The 6945-nt window shown below is 43.9% G+C and carries 7 protein-coding genes; 4 read left to right on the plus strand and 3 right to left on the minus strand.

Going from position 1 to position 6945, the window contains the following annotated elements; genetic code table 11:
* Window positions 1-250 precede the first annotated feature (250 nt).
* Window positions 251-2008 (plus strand): peroxidase family protein, encoded by a 1758-nt coding sequence (locus F6K20_RS18215; protein ID WP_008187949.1) that lies wholly within the window; start codon window positions 251-253, stop codon window positions 2006-2008.
* Here F6K20_RS18215 and F6K20_RS18220 read toward each other — a convergent pair.
* Together F6K20_RS18220 and F6K20_RS18225 are read right to left on the minus strand one after the other, a co-directional pair.
* Entirely contained in the window at window positions 2001-2789 is a 789-nt protein-coding gene (locus F6K20_RS18220) for a YdcF family protein (RefSeq protein WP_081431920.1), read from the minus strand. The genes F6K20_RS18215 and F6K20_RS18220 overlap by 8 nt on opposite strands.
* Window positions 2790-2872: 83 nt before the next feature.
* A complete protein-coding gene (locus F6K20_RS18225) occupies window positions 2873-3346 on the minus strand; it encodes an EVE domain-containing protein (protein ID WP_008187951.1) in 474 nt (157 codons plus the stop codon).
* Window positions 3347-3912: 566 nt separating this feature from the next.
* Here F6K20_RS18225 and F6K20_RS18230 point away from each other — a divergent pair.
* From F6K20_RS18230 to F6K20_RS18240, 3 genes are all read left to right on the plus strand, one after another.
* On the plus strand, window positions 3913-4533 hold the full coding sequence (locus F6K20_RS18230) for a heme-binding protein (RefSeq protein ID WP_287267999.1): 621 nt from the start codon (window positions 3913-3915) through the stop codon (window positions 4531-4533).
* Window positions 4534-4595: 62 nt separating this feature from the next.
* On the plus strand, window positions 4596-5561 hold the full coding sequence (locus F6K20_RS18235; RefSeq protein WP_287295564.1) for an alpha/beta hydrolase family protein: 966 nt from the start codon (window positions 4596-4598) through the stop codon (window positions 5559-5561).
* Window positions 5562-6053: 492 nt separating this feature from the next.
* On the plus strand, window positions 6054-6284 hold the full coding sequence (locus F6K20_RS18240) for a hypothetical protein (protein WP_008187955.1): 231 nt from the start codon (window positions 6054-6056) through the stop codon (window positions 6282-6284).
* 110 nt (window positions 6285-6394) lie between these two features.
* Here F6K20_RS18240 and F6K20_RS18245 read toward each other — a convergent pair.
* A partial coding sequence (locus F6K20_RS18245) for a Coenzyme F420 hydrogenase/dehydrogenase, beta subunit C-terminal domain (protein ID WP_287295565.1) occupies window positions 6395-6945 on the minus strand: 551 nt, incomplete at its 5' end.

Raw genomic sequence — 6945 nt, forward strand, 5'->3', positions numbered from 1 at the left:
TGGGTACTGTAAATTCTAGACAATTAGACAACACTAAATTTATTAGGTCATCCTCTTTAATTTATAAATTAATGAGTTATGATGAACATAAAAAACTGAGAAATAGAAAGAGCTAGACAACGGTGAATTAAGATCATGCCCAGTCTTATTCACCTAGGCTTAGGAGTGATTAGTAAGCTCCCACGAGAATTCCTGACACTCCAAACCTAAAACATTAAATCCCTCGGTAATAACTAAAGGAATTAGCACAATGACAAAGAAACCTTGGCATGAGTTCCCTACTCCTCTAGCCCTATTAAAATTAAATAAATTCCGGGATAATATGCGGGAAGAAAACCTGCACGATACTTCCCAATTACCCACAAAAGGGGAGCCCCCTGAACCGACTCCTAGTCCTGATGGTCGCCATCTGAAAATTCGCACAGCAGATGGTTCATTTAATGACCCCAATGATCCTAAAATGGGTATGGCTGGCACCCGCTTTGGACGCAATGTAGCCCTGAAATACGCCTACCCCGACGAAAAGAATTTACTCAATCCCAATCCCCGTACTATCAGTCGGAAGTTATTGACGCGGGATGAATTTGTACCAGCTTCGACCTTAAACCTAACAGCTGCAGCATGGATTCAATTCCAGACCCACGATTGGTTTTCTCATGGCTATAATGAATCCCAGGAGAAAATCGAGATTCCTCTGGAACAGGATGACCCCTGGCCCGAAGAGCATCGACCTCTGGAAATCGAAACAACTCCAAAAGACCCCACTCGTTCTGAAGACGATACCAACAATCCCCCAACCTTTATCAACCGAGAAACTCACTGGTGGGATGCTTCCCAAATCTATGGCAGTTATCAGGAAACTATCGATAAGGTGCGTAGCCATGTCGATGGTAAGATGATCATTGGTGATGACGGTTTGTTACCTGTCAACCCAGAGAACGGAATCGATATTGTGGGCTTTGACGATAACTGGTGGATAGGACTGAGCATGTTGCATATCCTGTTCGTCAAAGAGCACAACACTATCTGTGATCATCTGAAAAAACAATACCCTGACTGGACAGATGATGACCTGTTCGACCACGCTCGACTGATTAATGCTGCCTTGCTAGCTAAAATTCATACTGTGGAATGGACTCCGGGCATCCTGGGGCATCCCGCCGTGCAAGTTGCCATGAGAGCTAATTGGTGGGGTCTATTAGGTCAGGAATTCAAAAATCGTTTTGGGCGTCTTGGGGACAGTGAAGCAGTCAGCGGCATTATCGGCTCATCTACTGACCACCATGGTGCTCCCTTCTACCTCACCGAAGAATTCGTTTCTGTGTATCGGATGCATCCCCTCATCCCCGATGAATTCCCGTTTTACTCGGTTAAAGACGGTAAAGAGCTGCTGACAAAAGACTTTTTTGAAGTGTCTGGCAAGCGCTCACGTGCCATTCTAGAACAGGTAGATATAGCTGATTTATTCTACTCCTTTGGAATCAGCCACCCAGGTGCTGTCACCCTTTACAATTATCCAAAGAAATTGCAGCAGCTACTAAGGGACAACGGTGAAGTATTTGACTTAGCTGCTGTAGATATCCTCCGAGATCGGGAGCGAGGGGTTCCCCGTTACAACCAGTTCCGGGAACTAATTGGTCGCGATCGAGTTAAATCCTTCGAGGAAATCACTGAGAAACCAGAATGGGCGAAAGAATTGCGGGAAGTTTACAACAATGATATCGATAGTGTAGACCTAATGATAGGTATGTTTGCCGAAAATCCTCCCAAGGGATTTGGTTTCAGCGATACCGCCTTTCGGATATTCATCCTGATGGCATCCCGACGACTGAAAAGCGATCGCTTCTTTACCAAGGATTACACTGCCGAAATCTATACTCAATTCGGTCTGGACTGGATTGAAAAGAACACTTTCATAAGTGTTGTGCTCCGACATTACCCCAGCTTGGCTGCTAGTCTTAAAGGTGTTGAAAATGGCTTTGCTCCCTGGAAGCGCATAGTCAAGTGACGACCCAGTTGAACCTTTGGGTTAATGTTGACACTCCCCGCTCGCTCAGAGACGGGGATTCTTGCTTCAACAACGAACCTTGCTGTTTTTGGTTTGCACGGCTGACAGTAGAGATCAAATCTCCCCCCTGATGCTCACACTTGAAACCTGACTCACGCCAAGCCTCTATGTCTACATCCGTGAGTTGGATTAGATCAGAGCATCGGGGTTGAATGACTTGAGACAGTAGCGCCCAAACCAAGCTGCGAGCAATGTCTATCCCAGTTTTGAGAGGGGATTCTGAATTACCAGGAATACCTTTCTCTTGCACCAAATCTGTCTCTACCCAAATCCCATGAGCTCCCAGTAGAATTTGCGCCATCCACTGAGCCCGTGGTACATGGGTGCCAGAGGTAATTAACTTGACCTTACGAACACCCCACCGCTGGAAAATTGGGATACTAAAGAAAAAGTTACCAAAGGTAGAATTGGCACACTTTTCTAACCAAACCTGTTCCGAAGATGCCATCTCCCGCTTAAAAATTAGCCAAATGCAGGGGTCTGGGGATCCATGAGAAATCAGAATTCGCTTGTCTGGGTACTGTTTGGCTAATTCAGCAACATGGATTTCTCGACGAATACTCCCCCCTAGCACAAAGAACGTATCCACAGGTGCTGATGCTGCTGCCTGCAATCTCAGAGTATTAATTAGCAGCCAGCCACACAAGAACATTGCTATAGTTAATAACCCCCAAACTCGTAGGCGTCGTCGCCATTGTACTGCTCGTGACAAGTTGATCATCTTACAGTATTTTTGACATGCTTGACATTCTCTAGCATAGGGGTCATTAAATATTCTAATCCATCATTCATCTGCCTGAAATATTACCTTTGACTTGGGTTTGTAGCTTGACTGATCTCTAGAATTTTCTGAGCTACTGCCTGAGAAACTGGCATCACCGAGAGTCGATTTCCACGTCTAGTAACCCATAGCTCTTGGTCACTAAATTCCTGTTTAAGGGTTGAAAGCTCTAGGAAATGGGGAAAAACCTCGACAAATTGCACTAGCACAGTATGCCACCGAGGAGATTCAACACTTGATTTGGGGTCATAGTAACGGCTAGTTTGGTCAAACTGAGTTGGGTCAACGACTTCACTTTTAATAATTTCCATTAAGCCCACAATTCCAGGGGGTTTAGTGTTGGAATGGTAAAAAAAAGCTAAGTCTCCCTCTTTCATTTCACGCAGAAAGTTTCTAGCTTGGTAATTACGAACCCCATCCCAAATTGTTTTCCCTTCTTTTTCCAGATCAGTGATGCTATAGACTTGTGGTTCCGACTTCATCAACCAGTAATTCATTAGTTATAGCGTAAGCATTCAGCTATCAGCCATCAGCCATCAGCCATCAGGTTATGCGCTATGGGCACACTACTTAGGCGTTGCTTAATAATGGAATGATTTGAAGAGTTTTTAGGTGCGCTTTCCGCATCTAATTATTAAATTCGCCACGGGTCGCACCTGTGGAATGGGCATCTTGCCCGTTCCTGATATTTGGGGGCAGGCATGATGCGCACCCCACTCCTATTCATTCCCTATTCAGCAACGCCCACTACTTAAGGTGCTAACGAGCAGGGATTTTCAACCAGCCGTACTAGAACCGTAAGCTTGTTTGCTACCTCCCGTTGATTAGCTGACCGCTGACCGCACCTCAAGTAGCGTGCGCGTAGCGCATTAGCTGAATGCTTACATAAAAAAAGACCTCCTAAGTTTACATCTTAAATACAAACGCTATATGAAACTAATATTGATCGTAAGCATTCGTTACGTCACAGCGTCGAAGCCTGTGCCACAAAGCTGATACGCGACACGCTGATACGCGACACGCTGAATGCTTACCTTTCACTGTTAGTTAATTTTACTCCCTGATGAAGCTATCCAAATTTCTCTTGCCTGTAGGCTTACTGGCAATTGTCTTACTGGGATGGAGAGTGTTCAGTGCTGCCTCTGCTCCCTTACCAGAAGGGTTTCCACCTCCTACCCCAGCTGGCAAAATCGAAATCAAACACTACCCTGCCTATCGCGCTGCCACAGTACCCTACTCTGGGGAACTGTCTGAGGCAGCTAATCGTGCTTTTGGCACCCTGTACCGCCATATTAGCTCTAACGATATTTCCATGACTGCTCCGGTAGAGACTCGTTATCCGATCAGTACCCTGGAAACTAGCCAGGGAGGTTCCTTTGCTCAGGTTGGTGAGGCTTATGTATCATTTCTATATCACCGCCGTAATATCAATCCTGAGCAGATTGAAGAAAATATTAGCGTAGAAGACATACCACCAATGACCGTAGTCAGCCTTGGCATGAAAGGTACCTATAGTTATATCAGCTACCAACAGAGTATTGAGCAGTTGAAGGAATGGTTAGCCCAACACTCGGAGTATACAGTCGTTGGTACACCCCGTCGCTTTTTTTATGATTCTCCCTTTGTTCCGGAACCCCTAAAGCGCAGTGAAGTTCAAGTTCCTATTCGACCGGTAAATGAATAATCCCAATTTACTTTATTCCTGCTACCAATAATGATAGTTAGAGTGATCAGGATTTTTTGAAAATGGAAAGACAAGAATTCTTTGAATCCAAGGGTGCAAGGATTTATGGAACACTTACCCTACCAGAAGGTGTGGAAAACCCCTCCGCTTGCCTATTCATTGGAGGGTCTTTTCCTCAGACAAGAGACGGAAATCTAGATAATTCAAAAACCGATTGGTTCCCTACACCATTACCAGAGCGAAACCTGTTCCGGGATGAAGCTAGAATTCTTGAGGAAATCGGGATAGCGACATTTAGATACGATAAGCGAGGATGTGGTCAAAGCGAAGGAAATTTTAATACTACTGGACTATTTGACTTGGTAGATGATGCTCGGATAGCATTGCAATGGATGCGGAGTATTCCTGAGATTGACAGCAGTAGAATCGGAGTTCTTGGTCAAAGTGAAGGGGCTGTAATTGCTTTGATTTTAGCAGCTTCTGACCCAGACATTAAGTTTTTTGTTTGGCAAGGGGGCATTTATAACAACCTGGAATTGATACTCAAATGGCAAGCCGAAGCCTTTGAAAAGTTAGATAGTACAACTATCAAAAATTTTAAAGAAAATATGCCATTGATTTACTGGATATACAAACAGATTGATGAAATTGTTGCTAGCGCAAAAAGGGGTGAAGAGTTCTTTCGCATCGGAGATGAAGATTGGTCTTTTAATTATTACCTACCCCTGGGTCAAGAGCATTTTGAGAATCCTCCCTATTTATTTGTGGACAAGGTCAAATGCCCAGTACTGATTTTACATGGTGCCTTGGATCACAATACACCTCCAGAAGAAGCTCAACAAATGCAGCAAGCACTTATCGATGCTGGTAATAGGAATGTGACAACTCATATTTTTCCTGGATTGGATCACAGCTTCAGAAGATTAGGTGACCCAGATGAGGATTTTGTTACTGCTATGAAACGACCGCTAGATCCAGAAATGCCCCAAGCACTAACTAATTGGCTAAAAGTCTGGCAAGAAAAGTGATCCGGTGATCAGATCAGGTCATGGGGAGATAGGGAGATCAGCTACAGCAGAGGAAAGAATAACAGACTATGATATCCCTTAATCTAGGTAACAAACCCGGTTTCTTTTAGGGTAATTTTTGGTAATCGATATATAAACTATTCGTCAAGTCCGGAATCTAGGCTCTCAGGCTAAAGCCTTGGCCTAAACGAACCAAGTCCACCTAAGTGGACTCAAGTTTCTTTCTAGCCTACGGCTACTAACAATGGTGCAAGATATCAGTTAAACCGACTTCAGAAATTTTGGGAGTTTCCGGTTAGCACACCTCATTTGCTGGAATTTCATGGTTGATTTTATAAAAAGTACGAAATAGACCAAAAAAATTACAATTAGCAGGTTTTGTATAAAAATCACTCACTAGTTAAGTTTTACAAGCTCTAGCTATTTAATTAATCTAAGATTGTAGAATATAAGGAAAACGTACTATTTCAGATTCAGAGGTGAGGTAAAGTTATGCCCCGTGGTGGTTATCGAGAAAATAGTGGTCGCAAGCCGAAGTGGAATCTGGGTCAAACGAAAGCAGTAAGGATTCCGGTAGTGATCGCAGATATAATTCTGGAAGTGGCTAAACGACTGGATGACGGGGAGAGTAAAGAGTCGGTGATTATTCCTAAATCAGAAACGACTAAACTCTCTCAATTGACTGAAGAAATAGAGACATCAAAAGCAGACTCAAAAGACTAATTCATGGGGTCTTAATTCAGAACTGAAATACCTATAATTTCCCTCGACAGTAGCTGAGTTGGAAGGCACGCGATCGCTTACCCTACCGAAGCGCACCAATCCCTCAGTTTTTAGTCTGGCAACTTGTACTGTTCTACAATCCGCTTGGCATACTCTGGCACATGTGCCTCTAACTTTTGTGGATGATTGCGCTTTAAATATAAATAGTTGCGGGTGAAGTGGGAGTCAATGGAAAAACGAGCATACTCCAATCCTTTCGGACCAATTTTTTCTATCACCACTCCCATCATTTTTGCTGCCCACATCGGTAAGGTAACTCCCTTGTCATAGGCAGGAATACTCTGTTGCACTGCCTGTTTGCGATCGCCTTTTGACATGACTGGTTGAGTTTCCAACTGGTCTTGCACCAAATCCAACATTTCTTGCCCAATGTCATTACGAACCAGAATCCACTGCCAACCAAAGGGTGCTCCCATGTAACCTACCACTAAATCCGCTAGGGAGTTTACATAATCAAAGCAACTCATACAAGAGGAGGCAAACACATCTTTGAGTTGATTAGTCTTTAAGCCAAAGAAAGGTACTTTCTCAATCGAGCCATCCTCATGTTTAAAGTGAATCCGGAAATCCTGCATAAACTCGTAATGTACCACCGTTTCTG

It is taken from the genome of Moorena sp. SIO2C4, assembly GCF_010672485.1.
In the GTDB taxonomy this organism is placed as follows: domain Bacteria; phylum Cyanobacteriota; class Cyanobacteriia; order Cyanobacteriales; family Coleofasciculaceae; genus Moorena; species Moorena producens.